General features: G+C 68.1%; 14 protein-coding genes. 1 reads left to right on the forward strand and 13 read right to left on the reverse strand.

Annotated elements, in window-relative coordinates:
• Positions 1–18: 18 nt before the first annotated feature.
• From ACI7YT_RS13285 to rsmI, 7 genes are all read right to left on the reverse strand, one after another.
• A complete protein-coding gene (locus ACI7YT_RS13285; protein ID WP_406246007.1) occupies positions 19–1,752 on the reverse strand; it encodes an ABC transporter ATP-binding protein in 1,734 nt (577 codons plus the stop codon).
• Positions 1,749–2,663: an ABC transporter permease gene (locus ACI7YT_RS13290; protein WP_406246008.1), complete on the reverse strand. Its 915-nt coding sequence runs from the start codon at positions 2,661–2,663 to the stop codon at positions 1,749–1,751. The genes ACI7YT_RS13285 and ACI7YT_RS13290 overlap by 4 nt, the downstream gene beginning before the upstream one ends.
• Positions 2,660–3,640: an ABC transporter permease gene (locus tag ACI7YT_RS13295; protein ID WP_406246009.1), complete on the reverse strand. Its 981-nt coding sequence runs from the start codon at positions 3,638–3,640 to the stop codon at positions 2,660–2,662. Before ACI7YT_RS13295 ends, ACI7YT_RS13290 begins: the two co-directional genes overlap by 4 nt.
• A complete protein-coding gene (locus ACI7YT_RS13300) occupies positions 3,637–5,301 on the reverse strand; it encodes an ABC transporter substrate-binding protein (protein ID WP_406246010.1) in 1,665 nt (554 codons plus the stop codon). The genes ACI7YT_RS13295 and ACI7YT_RS13300 overlap by 4 nt, the downstream gene beginning before the upstream one ends.
• 144 nt (positions 5,302–5,445) lie before the next feature.
• The gene (locus ACI7YT_RS13305; RefSeq protein WP_406246011.1) at positions 5,446–6,555 is read right to left on the reverse strand and encodes a LacI family DNA-binding transcriptional regulator; all 1,110 of its coding nucleotides are present in this window, start codon (positions 6,553–6,555) and stop codon (positions 5,446–5,448) included.
• A gap of 63 nt (positions 6,556–6,618) precedes the next feature.
• Complete coding sequence (locus ACI7YT_RS13310) at positions 6,619–7,230, reverse strand: class I SAM-dependent methyltransferase (RefSeq protein WP_406246012.1); 612 nt, start codon at positions 7,228–7,230, stop codon at positions 6,619–6,621.
• Between the two features lie 20 nt (positions 7,231–7,250).
• Entirely contained in the window at positions 7,251–8,072 is an 822-nt protein-coding gene (gene rsmI / locus ACI7YT_RS13315) for a 16S rRNA (cytidine(1402)-2'-O)-methyltransferase (protein ID WP_406246013.1), read from the reverse strand.
• 36 nt (positions 8,073–8,108) lie between these two features.
• Between rsmI and ACI7YT_RS13320 the strand changes: the two genes are divergently transcribed.
• The gene (locus ACI7YT_RS13320; RefSeq protein WP_406246014.1) at positions 8,109–9,665 is read left to right on the forward strand and encodes a dolichyl-phosphate-mannose--protein mannosyltransferase; all 1,557 of its coding nucleotides are present in this window, start codon (positions 8,109–8,111) and stop codon (positions 9,663–9,665) included.
• 1 nt (position 9,666) lies between these two features.
• Here ACI7YT_RS13320 and ACI7YT_RS13325 read toward each other — a convergent pair whose 3' ends face one another.
• From ACI7YT_RS13325 to ACI7YT_RS13350, 6 genes are all read right to left on the reverse strand, one after another.
• Positions 9,667–10,407, reverse strand: a complete 741-nt coding sequence (locus ACI7YT_RS13325; protein ID WP_406246015.1) for an aminoglycoside phosphotransferase family protein — start codon at positions 10,405–10,407, stop codon at positions 9,667–9,669.
• A 97-nt stretch (positions 10,408–10,504) separates the two neighbouring features.
• Entirely contained in the window at positions 10,505–12,307 is a 1,803-nt protein-coding gene (locus ACI7YT_RS13330) for a thioredoxin domain-containing protein (protein ID WP_406246016.1), read from the reverse strand.
• 43 nt (positions 12,308–12,350) lie between these two features.
• Positions 12,351–12,920 (reverse strand): FMN reductase, encoded by a 570-nt coding sequence (msuE, locus tag ACI7YT_RS13335; RefSeq protein ID WP_406246017.1) that lies wholly within the window; start codon positions 12,918–12,920, stop codon positions 12,351–12,353.
• Positions 12,921–12,994: 74 nt separating this feature from the next.
• Positions 12,995–13,831, reverse strand: a complete 837-nt coding sequence (locus ACI7YT_RS13340) for an aldo/keto reductase (RefSeq protein ID WP_406246018.1) — start codon at positions 13,829–13,831, stop codon at positions 12,995–12,997.
• 54 nt (positions 13,832–13,885) lie between these two features.
• Positions 13,886–14,182, reverse strand: coding sequence for a transcriptional regulator (locus ACI7YT_RS13345; protein WP_406246019.1), 297 nt, complete (start codon positions 14,180–14,182; stop codon positions 13,886–13,888).
• The gene (locus ACI7YT_RS13350; RefSeq protein ID WP_406246020.1) at positions 14,179–14,832 is read right to left on the reverse strand and encodes a hypothetical protein; all 654 of its coding nucleotides are present in this window, start codon (positions 14,830–14,832) and stop codon (positions 14,179–14,181) included. Before ACI7YT_RS13350 ends, ACI7YT_RS13345 begins: the two co-directional genes overlap by 4 nt.

A 14,832-nucleotide genomic window follows, 5' to 3' on the forward strand; every position in this document is an offset into this window, starting at 1 on the left:
GTTCGGGTTCGGTTCGGTTCAGCGGGCTGCGCGCGCGGGATTGGGCACGGCATCCAGGAGCTGGACCGTGTAGGGATCCTCCGGATGCTGCAGCACCTGATCGGTCTCGCCGCGCTCGACGACGCGGCCGTCGTGCAGCACGAGGATGTTCTCGGTGACCAGCCGGGCGCTCAGCAGATCGTGGGTGATGTAGAGCATGCTGATGCCCCAGCGCTCGCGGAGGTCTTCGAGCAGCGCCAGCACGCCGGCGCGCAGCGACACGTCGAGCATCGACACCGGTTCGTCGGCGATCAGCACCTGCGGGTCGCTCGCCAGTGCGCGGGCGATGACGACGCGCTGGCGCTGGCCGCCGGACAGCTGGTGCGGCAGTTTGGCCGCGAACTGCTCCACGGGCGTGAGGCCGACCGTTTCGAGCAGCTCGAGAACACGTGCCCTGGCCTCTTCGCCGCGCATGCGCGTGTAGTTGCGGATCGGCCGGCTGAGCGTGTACTCCACGGTGTGGAGCGGGTTCAGTGCCGAGTAGGGGTCCTGGAACACCATCTGGACGTCCTTGCGCAGATCCCGCAGGCCACCGCGTCGAAGGGACGCGACATCGACGTCCCCGAAGCGCACGGATCCGGCGGTCGGCTTCTCGACGCCGGTGATGAGCTTCGCGATCGTCGACTTGCCCGAGCCTGACGCGCCGACGAGCGCGAGCGCCTCTCCCGGCTCCAAGCGGAACGAGACGTCGTCGACGGCCGTGACCGCTTCCTGTCCCCGGCGCGGTGCGGGGTAGCGCTTCGAGACGCCCTCGAGCACGATCGCGGCATCCGCCCTGCGCTCGTCGCGCTCGGAGACGGTCGGCAGCGTGTCGGTCAGGTCCGCTCGCGAAGTCCCCGCACGGCGCCGTGTGCCCAGATCGACGAACCCGGGGATCGAGATCGACTCCGCCCTCGGGTCCGCGTAGTGGCTGAGGAGCATCCGGGTGTACTCGTCCTGCGGACGCTCGAGGATGTCGCGGCTGGGCGCGTCCTCGACGATGCGCCCTTCGTGCATCACCATGACGCGGTCGGTCGCCTCCAGGACGATGCCCAGGTCGTGGCTGATGAGGATCGCCGTGAACTGCTCGGCGCGCTGCAGTTCTTGGATGGTCTCCATCACCGCGTGCTGCACGAGCACGTCCAGTGCGGTCGTCGGCTCGTCGAACACCATGAGCTGCGGCTCCAGGGACAGCGCGATCGCGATCGAGGCGCGCTGGCGCATCCCTCCGGAGAGCTCGCCCGGATACCGGTCGAGGACCTCAGGGACGAGCCCCACCTTCCCGACCAGGTCACGAGCGCGCTGTTCGCGATCGTGCGGGGCGATGTGCCCGTGGGCCGCGAAGACATCGAAGAAGTGGGCTCGCACCGTGCGCACCGGATTCAGCGCGTTCATGCCCGACTGCAGCACCATGGCGAAGCCGCCCTGGCGCTGGCGGCGCAGCTCCTCGGCATCCAGCCCTCGGATGTCGCGGCCGCCGAACAGGATCCGACCGCCGCTGATGCGCGCCGGCGGCTTCTGCAGACGGGTCAGGGCGAAGCCGAGCGTCGACTTGCCCGAACCGGACTCGCCGACCAGCCCGACGAACTCGCCGCGCCGCAGCGCGAACGACACGTCCTCGACGGCTGAGACCGGTGTCGCACCCGGCGAGGCGTACTCGACGGACAGCCCCTGGACCTCGAGCAGGACCTCCCGCTCGTCCGCGGTGGTCGCCGCATCGATCGTCGGGTTCATCGGCCCTTCCCTTCCCGCAGGCGCGGATTGGATATGCCGTCCACGCCGAAGTTGATGAGTGTGAGACTCAGCGCGAGCAGTGCGATGCAGAGTCCAGGAGCGAACAGCAGCAGCCATTGCCCGGTGAGAAGCGAGTTCGAGTTCTGCGCCCAGTAGAGCATCGTGCCCCAGCTGACGATGCTCGAGTCGCCGAGCCCGAGGAACTCCAGTCCGGCCTCGGCGAGGATCGCAGCCGTTGCCGCACCGAACAGCGTTCCGGCGATGATCGACGTCATGTTCGGAAGGATCTCGCGGAAGATGATGCGGGCCGAACTGTCGCCGGAGAACTGCGCGGAGGCGACGAAGTCGTTGCCGCGCAGTGATTGGGTCTGGCTGCGCAGCACCCGCGCACCCCACGCCCAGCCCGTGACCACGATCACGGCGATGATCATGAGGATCCCGCCGTTCTGGAGGTAGGCGGCGATGACGATCATGAGCGGCAGGCCGGGGATGACGAGGAACAGGTTGACGAAGAAGCCGACCGTCTCGGAGGCGATGCCGCGCAGGTATCCCCAGCTCAGCCCGATGAGCACGGCGACGATCGTCGAGAGGATGCCGGCGGCGAAGCCGACCAGCAGGCTGACCTGCGCGCCGTGGATGAGCTGACTCAGCACGTCCTCCCCGGCGGCGGTGGTGCCCAGCCAGTGCTCCGGGCTGGCTCCCGCGTTGCGCTCGAAGCCGTTGTCCTTCGGATCGTACGGAGCGAGCCAGGGCGCGAAGACGGCGACCAGGACGAACAGGGCGAGAAGGCACAGCCCGATCCGTGCCTTGCCGTTCCCCCAGAGGGTCCCGACCATGCGTCCGAGGGAGCGCCATCGGCTGGGCGCCGCGATGCGGGAGGAGGGCACTTTGACGTTCATCGTGGAGGTCATCGGCGGGTCCTTGGGTCCAGCACGCCGTACAGGATGTCGACGAGGAAGTTGGCGATGAGCACGCTGACCGTGATCATCAGGAAGAGCGCCTGCATGAGCGGATAGTCCTGTCCGATCACGGCATTGAACAGCAGGTAGCCGATCCCGGGATAGCCGAACACCTGCTCGACGAGGATCGACCCTCCGACCACTCCGCCGAGCGTGAGCCCGAAACCGGTGAGGTTGGGCAGGATCGCATTGCGCGCGGCGTAGCGCAGTGCGATGGTGCGACCGCGCAGGCCGTTCGCCTCGGCGAAGGTGACGTAGTCCTCACCGAGGGTGTTGATCATCGCGTTGCGCATGCCGATGATCCAGCCGCCGAGAGAGGTGAGCAGGATCGTCAGCGCGGGAAGCGCGGCGTGACGGATCAGATCGATGATGAACTCGAGCGTGAACCCGGGTGTCGTGGTCGCCGAATACGCCCCGGTGGTGGGGAACCAGTGCAGGACGTAGCCGAGGAAGAACAGCAGCAGCAGCGCGGTCCAGAAGTACGGGAACGTGCTGAGGAAGGACCCCGTCAGCGTCGGCAGCGAATCCAGCCACGTACCGCGGCGCCACGCGGCGGCGACGCCGATGAGCGTGCCGATGACGAACGCGAGCACGGTGACGACACCCACCAGGACGATCGTGTACGGCAGCGCGGTCGAGACCATGCTGGCCACGGTCTGCGGGTAGAACGTGTACGAGACACCGAAGTCGAGGGTGGCGACCTGACCGAGATACGCGACGTACTGGTCCCACAGCGACCCCGTCGGGACGCCGAGCTGCGCTTCGATGGCCGCTCGCGTGGCTTCGGAGACCGGGCCGTTCTGGGCGAGCTTGGCGATCGCGGCATCCGCCGGCGAGCCGGGCATCATCCTCGGGAGGAAGAAGTTCAGCGTGACGGCCGCCCAGAGCGTGAGGGCGAAGAGGCCGAGTTTCTGGAATGCGTACTTCACTGGTCCTCCCCCTTCACGCGCTCGAGCCGCGGGAAGATCCCGAGGGGCGCCGAGTCGTAGTTCTGCGGGATCATGTAGGGGTCTTCCTCGGACGGCCAGCCGGTGAACTTCGCATCGCTGAAGAGTCCCCAGATGCCTCCGTAGTAGAGGCCGATCACGGGCAGCTCGTCGTACACGATGTTCTGCAGCTCGCGCACGATCTCCTCCTGCCTCGCCGGGTCCACCGTTGATCGGTATTCGGCCAGCAACGCGTCGGCGTCGTCCGAGCGATAGCGCTGGAAGTTGTTCGACGTGGTCTCACCGGCGGGCACGTAGAAGTCGCTCGAGAGCAGACTGTTGAACGCCTGGTAGACGTCTCCGTTGCCCATGCCGCCGATCGCCATCTCGAAATCGCCGTTGCCGATCGCGCTCTGATATCCGGCCGGCTGCGGCAGGTTCAGCGTGACCTTCACGCCGACGTCGGCGAGCTGGCGCTGCACCGCCTGCGCCGCTCTGGTCCAGTCGGAGTAGCCGTTCGCCGTCGTGAGGGCGAACTCGAGCGGTGCACCGTCCGCACCGATCAACTGGTCGCCCTGCAGCGTGTAGCCGGATTCGGCGAATGCCTCCAGCGCAGCATCCGGATCCTGCGTGATCATGCCCTGATCCGGGATCTCGGGGTCCAGGTACTGTTCCTGGTTCGGCAGGATGAGTCCGGTCTGACCGGCCGGCTCCATATACCCCTCGGATGCCGTCTCCGCGATCTCTTCGCGATCGAGGGCGAGGGCGATGCCGCGGCGGACGTTCACGTCGTCGAAGGGAGCGACTTCCAGGTTCGGCACCAGAGAGATCACGCCGCCGGGCGGGAACCACCAGGTGTTGTCGGGACTGGCAGCACCCCAGGTCCCCTCGACGTCGGAGATGAAGGAGTATGCCCAGTCGTAGCCGCGGGTGACGGTGTCCAGTTGCGAGTTCGTGGCCGGGAGGATGACGTGCTCGATCTCGATCGAGTCCGCCTGCCAATAGTCCGGATTCTTGTCCATCGAGTACTGCTGATCGTTGTAGTTGCCGAGCACGAACGGCCCGGTTCCCACTGGATCCTCATTGCGCCACGTACCGGGGTCTTCGACATCGGACCAGAGATGCTCTGGGACGATCATGGTCTGCCCGATGATCGACAGCGACGGGGCATCCTCGCTCTTGAGATGGAAGACCACGTCCTCGCCCTCGACGTCGACGCTCTCCAGATGCTGCCAGGCGCCCTTGATGTCGAGCGACGGATTGTCCTTCAGCAGTTGGAACGTGAACGCGACATCCTCAGGGGTGAGGTCTTCGCCGTCACTCCATTCGACGTCGTCGCGGATCGTCATGATGATCGTCCGGGCATCCGGCTGCGACCACTCGGTTGCCAGCCAGGGATTCCGCTCGCCATCGAGCGGGTTGATGAGGATCAGGGGCTCGTAGATCCACCGGGCCGCCGTGCGGGTGTTGGTGAGGTACGGGTTGAAGTTCCGTGTGAAGAACGGATTCCCGTGGTCCGCGTTGATGAGCATCGTATCGTCGCCGATCGAAGGATCGGGCTGAGAGGTGATCTGGATGCTGCAACCGCTGAGAGCGATCGCGGCCGCTGCGAGGCCGACCGTCGCGACCTTCCTCCAGCGCTGGAACCTGCGCTTCTTCGCCACTCTGGAACCTCATGTCGTCTCTGTCATGAAGGGCACTCCGCTGTCGGAACACCCATACGGCTTCGTTCGCCTCCGCAATTGTAAGCGCATACATTTGCGCTTCGCAACCCCACCGACTCCTCTCGTGCGGTCGCGACCGAGAGGTCAGCCGTTCCGGTGGGAGCTCTCGCGCAGAGCGATCGTCAGGGGGAGGCGCACGAACATCGGATCGGCGTCCGGTTGCTCCAGCCGTCGCGCAAGCACCTGGACCGAAGCGCGTCCGAGGTCGATCATCGGCTGACGGACGGTCGTCAGCCGGGGGTCGGAAAGCGCTGCGGCGTCGATTCCGTCGAAGCCCGTGACGAGCAGGTCCTCTGGCACACGGACCCCCGCTGATCTGAAAGCGTCGAGCGCACCGAGAGCCATCTGGTCGTTCGCGGACATCAGCGCTGCAGGAAGGCCACGGGCGAGCAGCTCGCCTGCCGCTCGACGACCAGAAGCGCGCGTGAAGTCGCCCTGCAGGACGGGGACCTCGTCGAGAGGAATACCTGCCTGAACGACGGCAGCAGAGAAGCCCTGCCACCGCTGCCCTCCGTCAGGCGAGTCAGCGGGTCCGGTGAGGTAGGCCGGTGGACGCCCGCCGGTCTGGGCGAGCACGAGGCGCGTGAGCTCCGCCATCGCCTCGGCGTTGTTGACGGTGACATGGTCGTAGCGATCGCCGCGCGGCGGACCGGCCAGGACGACCACGGGGATGCGGCGTGCGAGACGTGCGAGGACCTCGTCCGGGACGCTGCTGGCCAGAACCACGAGACCGTCGACGCGACCAGCCATGTCGCGCACCGTCGCACGCTGCGGATCGTCACGGCCGACTCCGATCATGAGGACGAAACCCTGCTTCCACGCCTCCAGCTCGGCGCCCCGCAGCACCTCGTCCAGGAACAGGTTCGTCGGATGCTCCTCGGGCGCGCCGTCCTCATCATCGAGCACGGTGAACGGCCTCACCGTCGAAGCACCTGCGGCGAGCACGTCGAGCGCTGGGGCCTCCTCGGCCGCATCGAAACCGGGGAAGTACAGCCCCAGCACGCCGGTACGGCGCTCTGCCAGTCCCCGCGCGCTGCCGCTGGGAACGTAACCGAGGGCGGAGACCGCATCCATGACCCGATCCCGGGTGACGGGCCGCACAGCATCGGGCGTGCGCAGCACCCGTGAGACGGTCGCGATCGAGACGCCCGCGCGGTCGGCGACGTCGTACACCGTCGCGGCCTTCGTCACCATGAGCTCCCTCCACCCGGACTGAACTCAGGGTACCGACGTCCGACGGGTCTCGAACACCGCACGTCAGCCGCGCCGTGCGATGACCGCGCCGTGCGGACGACTGCTCGCCTCGCCGGGACGACGCGCCCGTTCGTCCCGCGAAACGACGACGAGGCGCGCCTCGGCGAGCAGCTTCGTCAACTCGCTCTCGGACCAGAAGTACGCGGTCGTGATGGCGTGCGCGAACGGCTCCCGAGGGCTGCCGTCGAAGTAGCCGATCAGCAGAGAACCTCCGGGCGCGAGCACGCGCGCGAGCTCCGACAGGATCTCGGAGAGATCGGCCGGCGGCGTGTGGATCAGCGAGTACCAGGCCAGGATGCCGCCGAACGAGGCGTCCTCGAAGGGAAGGTCGCGCAACGACGCCCGTACGAAGTCGACGTGCGGGAAACGTTCGCGGGCCGAGGCGAGGAATTCCGACGCGATGTCGACACCGACCACGTCACGGTCGGGGGCATGCAGGAACTGCGTCCACAGACCCGGGCCGCACCCGGCGTCGAGGAGCCGGCCGGTGGTCGCATCACGCCAGGTGCCGATGGAACGCCGGTCGGCGGCATCCATCTGCTCGATCGATCCGAGCAGTTCGACGTACTCGGCGGCCCGGTCGTCGTAGGAGGCGGAGATCGAGGCATCGGTCATGACGACGAGCCTATGGGCGGTCAGCGTGAGCGGCCCGCCAGCGCCTGCTGGTACAGGTCGCGCGAACTCAGCCCGGTCGCCGCGGCGACCTCGGCGCAGGCATCCTTCAGCCGGACGCCGGACGACACCAGAGCGGCAACCTGCGCCGCGGCGTCCTCCGCGGTGGTCTCGACGGGCGAGGCTCCTTCGACGACGACGACGATCTCGCCCTTGACGCCCTGCTCGGCCCACGCGACGAGTTCGGATGCGGTGCCGCGACGCACCTCCTCGTACAGCTTCGTCAGCTCTCGGCAGACCGCGATGCGCCGCTCCGGGCCGAACGCCCCGTCCATGTCGGCCAGGCTCGAGGCCAGCCGCGACGGCGACTCGAAGAAGACCATGGTGCGCGGTTCGCCGGCGAGCGCGGTGAGCGTCGACCGCCGCTCCCCCTGCTTGCGCGGAAGGAAGCCTTCGAAGGTGAACCGATCCGTCGGCAGCCCAGAGATCGCGAGGGCCATGAGCACGGCGCTGGGGCCGGGGACCGCGGTGACGGTCACGCCGGCGGCGACGGCCGCCGCGACGACACCATAGCCGGGGTCGCTCACCGCCGGCATCCCCGCATCGCTGACGAGCACGATGTCCTGCTCGGCGGCGAGCGCCACGAGCTCGGCCGCTTTGTGCTTCTCATTGTGGTCGTGCAGGGCGATCAGCCGCGGACGGTTCGCGATCTGCAGCGCCTGCAGCAGCCGCTGGGTCGTACGGGTGTCCTCGGCGGCGACCACCTCGGCGTTCTCGAGCACCTCGATCAGGCGTCGCGACGCGTCTCCGAGGTTGCCGATCGGTGTGGCGGCGAGGATGATCACACGTTCAGCTTAGGCGGCACGATCTAGGCTGGTCCCGTGACCGCGCCCGTGCCCCTGCTGCCGCCTCCGGCCCGGCGATCCACGTTGTGGGGACGCTTCCGGACGCGGTTCCTGGATGATCCGGAGTGGACGGGTCTCCTGCGCTGGTTCGTCCCCCTGCTCCTCACGGCGCTCGCCGCCGTGCTGCGGCTGGTGAACCTCGATCGCCCGCACACGCTCGCCTTCGACGAGACGTACTACGTCAAGGATGCCTGGGCGCTCTGGACGCTCGGCTACGAGGGCACCTGGGGCGAGGGCGCGAACGAGCAGCTCCTGTCCGGCGACACGAGCGCGCTCGGCGAACAGGGCAGCTTCATCGTCCACCCTCCGCTGGGCAAGTGGATCATCGCTCTCGGCATGGCTCTGTTCGGCCCTGGTTCCAGCGGCGGATGGCGGCTGACGACGGCGATCCTCGGGGCGGCGACGGTGCTCGTGGTCTATCTGATCGCGCTCGCCATGACGAGGTCCATGCCGGTGGCGACGATCGCGAGCCTGCTGCTGGCCATCGATGGTCTGAGCATCGTGATGAGCCGGATCGCCCTGCTCGACGGCATCCTCACCTTCTTCGTCATGCTGGGTTTCCTGTTCGTCCTGCTGGATCGGCGCAGGACCATTCCCCGCGTGGAACGACCAGTTGCCGAGGCGCCCGACCCGCTCTGGGGACGCGTGCTCTGGCGACGCCCGTGGATCGTCGCGGCCGGCCTCGCCCTCGGCGCGGCGACGGCCGTCAAATGGTCTGGCCTGTACGCGCTGGCCGGGCTCGGCATCTACCTCGTCGTCACGGATGCTCTCGCTCGTCGTCGCGCCGGAGTCGTGTTCTGGCCGACGGATGCCGCGGTGCGCCAGGGGCCGGTGACATTCCTGCTTCTCGTTCCACCGGCTCTGCTGGTCTATCTGGCGTCGTGGACAGGGTGGTTGATGACGAGCGCCGGGTACGACCGCGCCAGTGACGCGAATCCGCTGACGGCGCTGTGGAACTACCACCAGGCGATGTACGGATTCCACGTCGGGCTCGCGACCGGGCATCCGTACGAGAGCCCCGCCTGGCAGTGGCCGTTGCTGCTGCGGCCGACGGCGGTCTGGGTGGACAGCACCGATCAGTCCTGCTGGGGAACCGACCACTGCATCGCGGTCATCACCGCTGTACCCAATCCGCTCATCTGGTACGGCGGAATCGCGGCAGCGGTCTATCTGCTCTACCGATTCGTCCGCGGCCTCATCCAGCGCACGCCGATGCCGTGGCAGTACGGCATCCCGCTCGTCGGACTCGCTGTCACCTACGTGCCATGGCTGCTCACGCCGGGCCGGACGATCTTCCAGTTCTACACCGTCGCGATGATGCCGTTCCTCGTGATCGCTCTCGCGCTCGCCCTGCGCGATCTGGCAGGACGACGGCGCGACCCGTTGCATCGTCGGCAGTCCGGCGAGAGGACGGTCATGGTGTTCCTCGTGCTCGCCGTCCTCGTGTCGGCGTTCTTCTATCCGATCTGGACGGGGATCAACGTCCCGTACACGTTCTGGCTCGTGCACAACTGGCTGCCGGGTTGGGTGTAGCTCAGGCCCTCGCTCTGGCGCGCAGACGCGCGGCATCCCGGTCGTACATGGCCGCGTGGTCCGCGAGCTCCGGCCTGATCGACGCGCGCGCTCTGGAGTGCACGGCGAGCGCATCCAGCCGCGCGGCGATCGTCAGCCACAGCTCGTCGGCCGTGGCATCCGACCCGTAGGCCGACATGAGTATCTCGCGGCGACCGGACTCAGCCGCGAGGATCTCCGCGGGCGCCTCGGCATCCTCGACGTAGGGGACGAGCCGGTACGCGAGGTAGGCGAGATCCCAGAGCCGCGGCCCCGGGGATGCCGTGTCGAAGTCGATCACGCCGACGAGCCGCTGGTGCTCGAAGACGAGGTTGTAGGGCGCGAAGTCGTTGTGGCAGACCACCTCGACAGGCTCCCGCGCGGGCAGCTGCCAGCCGTCGGTCATGCCTGCAAGATCGGTGCTCGCGTCATGGATGCGGCGGAGCAGCCGCCCTGCGTCCGCCAATATGTCTTCCCGCCACAGCCACTCCGGAAGCGGGTAGTGCGCGACGTCGCCGGGAAGGAAGGAGAGCCGTTCTCGTCCGTCGTCCGTGAGGCCGAAGACGCGCGGCACCTCATCGATACCGGCGTGCGCGAGAGCATCGAGGAGCGCGTGCACATTCGGCGTCCATGGCCCGGCCGTGCGCCGAACCTCATCGCTCATGCGGACGACGTCGTTCATGTTGCCGCCGGCGAGCGGGGTCTGCTCCGACGGCTCGATCATGTGCCGATGATACGCACCATCAGGCGGATGCCATGCGGCGATGACTCCGTTCCGACCCGCTCCGCTCGCTCAGCGAACGAGTTGGCGAAGGCGGGGCTCAGCGCGCTCGCTGGATCCGGGCAGGATCCGCCGTCGGCAGGCGGCACACGAACGAACGGCAGTCGTACGCGACCTCTGTCGCCGAGTGCTTCCCCTCGAACAGTTCGAACCCGGCATCCGCGAACGCCTGCGCCTGTGCCGGCGTGACCACGGCGATCACATCGGCATCCGCTCCACGCGCGGCATCCGCCAATGCGGAGTTCGCATCCGACGTCACCACGACCAGTTGACGCGGCGCGTCCGCCAGACCTGCAGCGACCGTCAGCAGACTGCCGTGCCCGAACGGATGCCGCAGTGCGGCCTCCCCGTGCTGACGCACCCGATCCTCGGCCGCCGCACGATACCTCTCCCCCGCACCCAGCCGCCAGGCCGTCAGCGCCGCCTGGGCGATGGCTGAGACGCCGGACGGCAGGTCGCCGTCCGTCTGGTCCGGAGCCGCGGCGATCCCCTGCACCGTCAGCACCGGGTCGATGTCCGCTCCCCCGGTCAGGATGCCGTCGAGCAGCGACCGCGCCGTCACCGCCCAGGAGACCTCGCCTGTCACGGCCGCGAGCGAGAGGAGCCCGTCTGCAAGCAATCCGAGATCGGCAGCCGTCGCCACGGCCTGCGATGCCGAGCCGTCCAGCGACAGGCGCACGAGTCTGCCGTCGTCGGCACGGTTCGCCGACAGCACGAAAGACGCGGCCGAGACCGCAGCATCCACCCACGCCGGCTCCCCGAGCGCTCCGCCCGCTCGTGCCAGTGCGCCGATCGCCAATCCGTTCCATCCTGAGATCACCTTGCCGTCGACCGCCGGCGCCTCCAGCATCGACCGCTCGGCGAGGTCGCGCAGGTAGTACCCGCCTTCGCTGCGCTCTCCGTCGATCCAGGATTCCGAATCCTGCGCGGCACCGAAACCGCCGCCCTCGCGGCGCAGCGCGTCGAGCAGGAACGACGCGATGCCGCGCGCTGTCCGGTCGGCGCCCTCCCGCACCGCGACGTCCAGCAGCTGGGCGTTGTCCGTCAGCATCCGCTCGTAGTGCGGCACGGTCCAGTCCCGCTGGGTCGCGTACCGGAAGAACCCGCCGTCGGCGTCGCGCAACGCGGAGTCCGCCATCGCCGCCAGCGCCCGAGAACCGGCCGCCGCGGCATCCGGCGCCGCAGCGCGCACGACGGGAGACTGCAGGAAGGCCAGCGTCGTGGCCACAGGGAACTTCGGAGCGCCGCCGAACCCGCCGTATGAACGGTCCTCCTGCGCCGCGATCGACTCCGCCGCTGCGGCCAGATCCGCGACGTCGGGAAGATCCGTCGGCACGGAGGCGGATGCTTCGGCGAGCGCCTGCGCGACGGCGTCCGCCGATTCCACCACCCGATCATGGCGGAGCGTCCAGGCTTCCTGCACCGCGGCGAGCACGTCGCGGAACGCGGGCAGCTGTCCGCGCGCCTCCGGAGGCCAGTACGTGCCGGCGAAGAACGTGTGCCCCTCACCGGTCGCGAAGACCGTCAGCGGCCAGCCCAGGTTCTGCGTGAAGGCGGAGGCGGCGGCCATGTACGCGCCGTCCACATCCGGATGCTCCTCGCGATCGACCTTGACGTTCACGAAGTCGCGGTTCATGACTTCCGCGATCGTCGGATCCGAGAACGACTCTCTCGCCATGACGTGACACCAGTGACAGGTGGAGTATCCGATCGAGATCAGCAGCGGCACATCACGTCGCTTCGCCTCGGCGAACGCCTCCGGCCCCCAGGGGAACCAGGCCACGGGGTTCTCGGCGTGCGCTCTCAGGTACGGACTCAGGGTATCGGCGAGCCTGTTCGTCATGTCCCCACGGTACGCCGCACCGGTCGAACCAGGACCTGGGCCGTCAGCCGGCGAGCACCTCGACCGAACGCGTCGCCGCGTACCCCACCAGCGGCAGCGCACGGTCCGCGGCGAGCGCGATCCGGTTCTGCAGGATCTCCGAGGTGATCGTGTACCGATCGAAATCTGTGTCGCTCGCGTACACCCCGATCGGCAGCGTGAGCGATTGGAAGAACGCGAACAGGGGCCGCAGCTGATGCTCGATGATGAGCGCGTGCCGCTCGCCTCCGCCGGTCGCGGCGAGCAGCACCGGCTTGCCGACCAGGTCGTACTGCCCGATGAAATCGAACAGGTGCTTGAACAGCCCGGTGAACGAAGCGCGATACACCGGGCTCCCGACGATGAGCAGATCGGCCTGTTCGATCGCGACGAGCTGCGCCTCGAGGTCGGCCGGCAGGTCGTCGCGGCGCAGGGCACCGGCGAGCGCCGGCCCGATCGCGGTCAGCTCGATCACCGTGATCTCGGCGGGCGCGCGCTGGGCCACGGCATCGGCGATCGCACGGACGAGAGCTGTCGTCTTGCTGGGCTCGTGGAGCGAACCGGACACGGCCACGATGCGGTAAGGAGCTGTCATGTGTCAGGACGGTACTCGCGACGACGCCCCGTGACGCACGAGGCGACACGGGGCGTCATGTGACGCGGGATGACTCAGTTGAACTCGTTCGGGTGCGTACCGACGCGACCCGACCCGTCCAGCGGATCGATGCCGTCGATGGCGGTGATCTCGGCATCCGTCAGCGTGAAGTCGAACACGTCGATGTTCTCGCGGAGACGCTCGATTCGCACCGACTTCGGGAAGACGATGAAGCCCTTCTGCAGATGCCAGCGCAGCACGACCTGTGCCGGCGACTTGCCGTGCGCCGCCGCGGCCTCGGCGACCGCCGCCGTGCCGAACAGGTCGTACTTGCCCTGCCCCAGCGGGCCCCACGACTCGATGCGGATGCCCTTGTCGGCGGCCCACGCGGTGACCTCGCGCTGCTGGTACGCCGGGTGCAGCTCGATCTGGTTCACGGCGGGGATCACCTGGGTCGAGGCGACGACGCGCTCGAGGTGCGGTACGAGGAAATTCGAGACGCCGATGGAGCGGGCGAGGCCCTGCTCGCGGATCTCGATCAGCTTCTCCCACGCATTGACGAAGTTCTCCTTCGCGGGCGTCGGCCAGTGCACGAGATACAGATCGACGCGGTCCAGGCCGAGCTTGTCGAGGCTCTCCGCGATCGCCGCATGCGGGTCGTCACCGTCGTGACGGTCGTTCCAGAGCTTCGTCGTCACGAACAGCTCGTCGCGCGGGACACCGCTGGAGGCGATCGCCGCGCCGACTCCTTCCTCGTTGCCGTAGATCGCGGCGGTGTCGATGTGCCGGTAGCCGACCTCGAGCGCTTCGGACACCGCACGCTCGGTGTCGGCCGGGTCGACCTTGAAGACGCCGTAGCCGAGCTGAGGAATCGAGTGGCCGTCATTGAGGGAAAGCGTGGGAATGGTCATGGAACAAGCCTAGGACCTGTGATGACAGGATGAACAGATGCGCGACGATACGTTTCAGGAGCTGCCGCCGAGCACCTCACGCAGCGCCGCGGTGTAGTCCTCGAACGCCCGCCGTCCGCGGACGGACAGAGCGACGTAGGTGACGGGAGTGCGTCCGCGATGCGCCTTCTCCACGTCGACGTATTCGGCATCCTCCAGCTTGCGCAGGTGCGTCGAGAGGTTCCCCGCCGTCATGTCCAGCAGTTCCTGCAATCGAGGGAACGTGATGCTCTCATCCGCGGCCAGGGTCGCCAGCGCCGCGCTGATCCGCAGTCGAGCCGCCGCGTGGATGACCGGGTCGAGTTCGGTCATGCGCTGTTCCGGCTTCCCGCGCGCCGACGCGCGGAGACGCTCCACCAGAGCGTCCAGGCCGCGCCGATCAGGAAGCCGCCTCCGCCGGCGATCGCGAAGACCAGATAGTGGACGGGGGCGCCGGCGAACGGCGCGACCGCGCTCACGATGATCGTCCACACACCGAGCACGATCATCGGAACCGCGCGCCACAGCGCCCCACCCACCAGATACATCAGTCCCGCGAAGAACACGTACGCGGACGGATAGAGGATGCCGAGCAGCTCGGCATCCATCCCGTTCACGACCATGGCCTGCCCGATGACGAAGATCGCCACGCAACCGATCCACCATGCCTGCCCGTAGACGACGCCAACGAACGCGGCATCCTTGCCGGTGCGCACGCCCCGGCTCGACCGCGCCCCCAGCACGATCGAGACCACCCCGGCACCTGCGAACAGCACCACGATGATCGGTGCCGCTGCCGTCATCGGCAGCACCTCCGGCCCCTCCGCCAGCCACAGTGCGATGAACCCAGCGAGCCACGCGACGCCCCACGCGAGCAGGATGTACGGCACGAAAGCACCCATCCTGCCGCTCACGCTGCGCTGCTGGTCGCGTGCCAGCGCCAGCATCGCGGCGGGGTCGAGGGCTGCATCGTCGTGCGTCAT

It is taken from the genome of Microbacterium sp. M (assembly GCF_045181065.1).
In the GTDB taxonomy this organism is placed as follows: Bacteria; Actinomycetota; Actinomycetes; order Actinomycetales; family Microbacteriaceae; genus Microbacterium.

What these genes read in the sequence shown, in the direction of transcription:
- ACI7YT_RS13285 (WP_406246007.1), bottom strand. Translation starts at nt 1,752, where the DNA reads ATGAACCCGACGATCGATGCGGCGACCACCGCGGACGAGCGGGAGGTC.
- ACI7YT_RS13345 (WP_406246019.1), bottom strand. Translation starts at nt 14,182, where the DNA reads ATGACCGAACTCGACCCGGTCATCCACGCGGCGGCTCGACTGCGGATC.
- ACI7YT_RS13330 (WP_406246016.1), bottom strand. Translation starts at nt 12,307, where the DNA reads ATGACGAACAGGCTCGCCGATACCCTGAGTCCGTACCTGAGAGCGCAC.
- ACI7YT_RS13310 (WP_406246012.1), bottom strand. Translation starts at nt 7,230, where the DNA reads ATGACCGATGCCTCGATCTCCGCCTCCTACGACGACCGGGCCGCCGAG.
- ACI7YT_RS13325 (WP_406246015.1), bottom strand. Translation starts at nt 10,407, where the DNA reads ATGATCGAGCCGTCGGAGCAGACCCCGCTCGCCGGCGGCAACATGAAC.
- ACI7YT_RS13290 (WP_406246008.1), bottom strand. Translation starts at nt 2,663, where the DNA reads ATGACCTCCACGATGAACGTCAAAGTGCCCTCCTCCCGCATCGCGGCG.
- ACI7YT_RS13350 (WP_406246020.1), bottom strand. Translation starts at nt 14,832, where the DNA reads ATGACGCACGACGATGCAGCCCTCGACCCCGCCGCGATGCTGGCGCTG.
- ACI7YT_RS13305 (WP_406246011.1), bottom strand. Translation starts at nt 6,555, where the DNA reads ATGGTGACGAAGGCCGCGACGGTGTACGACGTCGCCGACCGCGCGGGC.
- ACI7YT_RS13340 (WP_406246018.1), bottom strand. Translation starts at nt 13,831, where the DNA reads ATGACCATTCCCACGCTTTCCCTCAATGACGGCCACTCGATTCCTCAG.
- msuE (WP_406246017.1), bottom strand. Translation starts at nt 12,920, where the DNA reads ATGACAGCTCCTTACCGCATCGTGGCCGTGTCCGGTTCGCTCCACGAG.